2 protein-coding genes are annotated in these 4,557 nt (G+C 61.7%); one reads left to right on the plus strand and one right to left on the minus strand.

Annotated elements, in window-relative coordinates:
• On the minus strand, positions 1-2,845 hold a 2,845-nt coding region (locus tag MGN01_RS23055; protein ID WP_170246138.1), incomplete at its 3' end, for a beta strand repeat-containing protein.
• Between the two features lie 632 nt (positions 2,846-3,477).
• Here MGN01_RS23055 and MGN01_RS23060 point away from each other — a divergent pair.
• Positions 3,478-4,479 (plus strand): helix-turn-helix domain-containing protein, encoded by a 1,002-nt coding sequence (locus tag MGN01_RS23060; RefSeq protein WP_147049125.1) that lies wholly within the window; start codon positions 3,478-3,480, stop codon positions 4,477-4,479.
• Positions 4,480-4,557 lie beyond the last annotated feature (78 nt).

Consider the following 4,557-nt stretch of genomic DNA (forward strand, 5'->3'; position numbering starts at 1 on the left):
CGTTATTGAAACCGCCGAGGTCGAGTGTGGCATCGACCGCAAAAGCACTGTTGGCGCTAAAGCTGTTGCTCGCTCCCGAGCGCAGTGTGCCGGCGGCGACAGTAGTGGAGCCGGTATAATTGTTGGCGCCGCTGAGGAGAAATATGCCGCCATCGGCCTTGTTGACCGTCACGGCTCCGGAGATGGTACCTGCGATCGAGCCAACCGCGCCGTTCATGCCACCGTCGCCTGTGCCGCGCAGGTTCAGCATGATGGCGCCGCCGCCGGTCGCGCCGATGTTTCCGACGACTGCCGCGTCGTGCGCACCGGCGCTCTGCAAGGTCACGGTGCCCGCCGTGCCGGTCACAGAGTCCGTATAGCCCCGAGTCACGACGGCATTGGCCGCGCCCACGCCGGTATAGACTGTTACGAGGTTGCTGCCCGCGGTGGCGTTGATCGCGCCCGTGTTCGAGCCAGCGTAGAGATTGGCGCTGAAGGACCCGCCGGCATTCGCACCGATCGACGAGGTGATGCCGCCGGCCGTGCCGGTGAGCGTACCGTAATTGTCGATGGAGACGCGCGCGCCGTTGTCGCCGCGCACGGCGTAGCCGCTGCTGGCGCTTGTGCCGCCGCTGATCGTACCGCCGGCCGCATTGGTAAGCGTCAGGACCGTCCCGACGCCGCCGACCGTCAGGCCGAAATTCGCGCCGCCGCCGATCGTGCCGCTGTTTAGCACGGTCGACCCGGTGCCGGCCATGACGCCGGCGCCATCTGTCACGCCAGTGATCGTGTTCAGGTTGGTCAGCCTCAGCGCACCGTTTGCGGTGATGCCGCGGCTGTTACCTCGGATCACGCCCGCGGCAGCGTTGGTGATCGCACCACCGGCATCGAGCAAGATGCCCGACTGCTTCCCCACCGTGATACCGGTGGTTCCGTCATAGGCTCCCGACGCGATCGTGCCGGCGTTGCTGATCGCATCGGTTGCGTTCGAGCCTCTCGCACCGAAATTGCCGACGATGACGCCGCCGGCCTGGTTCGTGAGCGTCAGCCGGCCGCCGTGATCGCTGCCGACACCGTAGCCTACGACGGTGTTTCCGGAGCTGTCCTGCCCGTAGATGACGCCTGCAGCGGTGTTGGTAACGGTGAGCGCACCCGAGCCGTGCTGGGTAATGCCGTCGAACTGGTCGCCCTTGATGAGACCGGAATTGGTGACGGAGAACGCAGCCGTGGCAGTGCCGTCGTTCTGGATGACGCCGCTGCCCTGGCCTTCGATCCGCGCGCCGGCGCTGTTGACGACAGTGCTGGTTCGCGTGAGGTCGACCTCAAGTGCGTTCGCTCCGGGGCTACCGAAATTCGTGACTGCGCCATTGTTGGTGAAATTACCGCCGGCGACGAAGACCAGGCTGTTGTTGCCGGCACCCACATAGCTGCCGGTCAGGAGGACGTTTGCCTGATCGCCGATGATCATGCCGAGCGAATTGGTCGCCGTGCCCGTGTTGCTCAGCGCACCAGACAGTGTCACGGTGCTGCCCGCACCCGCACCCGCGCTCTGCACGGTGAGCGTGCCCGTGCCCGACACGTTGTTGGCGAAGGTGTACGGGCCGGTTCCATTCAGGACGAGCGCGCTGTTGTTCACGACGGCGCCGGCACCAAGGGAACCGCCACTGCCACCGATCTGCAGCGTTCCGCCCGAGATCGTCGTCCCGCCCGTGTAGGTGTTGCTGCCGGCCAGTATCTGTGTCCCGGCGCCTGTCTTGGTAAGGCTCAGAGCGCCGCCGCCCGTGCCGTCTCGGAGCGTGCCCGAGAAGGCGCCTGAGGCACCGCCCGAGCCGAGCGTCAGCATCGCGGCCGTACTGCTGGTGTTTTGGACGATGCCGGCCGTGCCCGTGCTCGTTAGCGCCCCTATGGTGCTGCCGTAGCCACTCAGCGAGACCGTGCCGTCGACGCTCAGCGTGCCGATACCAGAATAGGTGCCCCCATTCAGCGTCGCGTTGGCTGCGACGTTCATGGCGTTGGCGCCCCCGCCTGTGAACGAGACGTCGCCGGTCGTGCTGGAATTCGCCTGAAGGTTGATCGTGTTGCTGGTGCCGCCGATGGTAATCGCCGTCGCCCCGGCCGCGTTGATGGTGCCGCTATTGGTGAAGGTTCCGCCATTGGCGAGGTTCGCCGCGATCGCGCTGCCGGTGATCGTGCCGCTATTCGTCACCGTCGCTATACCACCAGCGGCGTAGATGCCGGTCGTATTGCCCATAAGAGTGGCGTTGTTGACGACAGTGACCGTCCCGCCGCTAGCGCCAGCGTCGATGCCGCGAGCCCAATTTGTGATAGTACCAGCCGTCGTGACGCTGACGGCGGAGCCATAGGCACCGACGCCTTGATTTTCGCCTAGGTTGCGCGCCGTGATACTGTTTGAGGATCCGTTGAGACTCAGCGTCACGTTGCCGGCCGCGCTGATGCCAAGGCCGTATCTGTTGTTGACCGTGAGTGAGCTTCCAGCGGACCCGTTGACGGTCACGTCGCCGCTGCTGCCAGCGCCCGGCGCGAAGTTGATGGCAGTGGAATTGGCTTGGTTGCCAGTCAGCGTATTGCTGCCGTTGAGCAAGATGCTCGTGGTACCGGTCCCGGTGGTCCTCAGCAGAAGGATCGACTGGGAGGTCCCGCTATCGCCGTAGGTCGTCTGGTTGAGATTGACATTGTTCAGCGTGATCGTGTCGCCGGCATTAATCCCGGTGATGTAGACCCCGCCGCCCGTCGTCGAATAGTTGCCAACGCCCGAGGCTGTTGTCGAGGTCGTTATTGATCCGCCGTTACCGGTATCGACCGTCGTCTGTGCGGCGGCCGGGCCACTTGCAATGCCGAACGCCAAGGTCGCCGCGGCGGCTAGGACCGCTCGCCGCCGGCCAATCCGAGCCGCGGGACGCACCTTGCGCTGACGTTTCGACGGCGCCATTGTTAGACGCGCCAGGATAGCATTCCAGCTTCTGAGAGACGCGAGCAAGCGACCCAGTCGTTCCGGCTCCCATGCCGGCGAAACCGAGATGCGCGGAACGCAAAGTACTTCCTTTGGTCTAAGCGTGAACCCGACAAGAGCCGTCGATGCGAGCCACAGATCACGCAGTCGGTGGCGGGCAGCCCCAGCGGAACTCTTTACACTCGACACGTGCGACCCCCTGAGAAGCACCAACCGGGCGCCATTCTCCGTTTCCCGGATTACGACAGGGCGCTCACCCTCCGAGCCATACGTGCGATCGGACAACGGCGCGATGGCCTGGCGTCTCAGTTATTTGGCCTGGAGTCTCATCAGGTGGAGATACCTTTTGAATAGTCATTAGGCTTGAACATGTTGTATTTTGGTCACCCGTATTTCTTGCCTAGAACATACGGGCACTATCGCCTTGTCTGCCTGTAGCCGTAACGGCTGAGGATCGATTAATCACTGCTTGCCACTAGAGGCGGCTACCGCTGCCTTCGGGCTGTTGTCTGATTGAGTTCTCAAGCATGTCGGCCTCGCCCCTGCCTCGCGTAACATTCGATACGGAACAGGTTGACCGCGCCGATCGGTTCGAAAGGTGGCGTGGCATTCTCGGCCTGACGCATGAAATCGGAAGTAACGCCGCTGATTTTCATGGACGTCTGACATCAACGTATCTCGGCGCCATGATGGTGAGCGAGATGTCGGCTTCCTCACAATCCGTTTCGCGATCTCCGCAGCGGGTCAAGGCGGATGGGCTCGATCACATCGTGCTCCATCTTACCTCGGCGGATTTCGACGTGGATATGGGCGACGCACGCTTTCACGTTCCGGCAGGCGCCATAACGCTGAACACCCTATCGCGCCCATTTCGACGACACGCGGCACCCGAGAACGGATCACTCATTCTCAGCCTCTCGCGAGAACTCGTCGCCAGCACGCTACCGGATCCAGAGGTGTTTCACGGTACGGTGTTGCGTGGTGGCTTCAGCGACCTCGTGGCTGAACACATGCGAATGGTCGTCCGGTCTGCGCACTTGTTGACGGCATCTCAAGCCGACGGGCTGAGTCGGGCGACGGCACATATCCTTGCCGCTGCACTTGAGCCGACGCGACGCCATATCGCAGAAGCTCGGGGCGGCCTGGAGTCTGCTGCCGTGGTTCGGTGCAAGCGCTTCGTCGAGTTGAACCTAAGCTCACCCTCCTTGAATGCTGAGGCGATCTGTCAGGCCGTCGGAATTTCTCGCGCGACACTGTTTCGACTTTTCAAGCCGGACGGGGGCGTTCATTCGTACATCCAGGCTCGCCGTCTCAGGGCTGCACGACGTGCACTCGCGGTTGCCGACCGGGCTAGTATCACAAACATCGCGCATTTTTACGGCTTTACCAGCATTGCCGGGTTCAGTCGTGCCTTCAAAACAAAGTATGGCGTTAGCCCTAAAGATGCCATAGATGACGAACTAAATTTATATGCCGAAGATACGAATACATTTGAATGTATATTAAAGTCAATGATAATTACGAAATAACAATCTGTCCACACCATATAAATCAAATACAGAATTTCCAAAAGGCTTATTTTTGCAGGGCAATAGTATATTGCTCGT

Source organism: Methylobacterium gnaphalii (genome assembly GCF_007992215.1).
GTDB classification, from domain to species: domain Bacteria; phylum Pseudomonadota; class Alphaproteobacteria; order Rhizobiales; family Beijerinckiaceae; genus Methylobacterium; species Methylobacterium gnaphalii.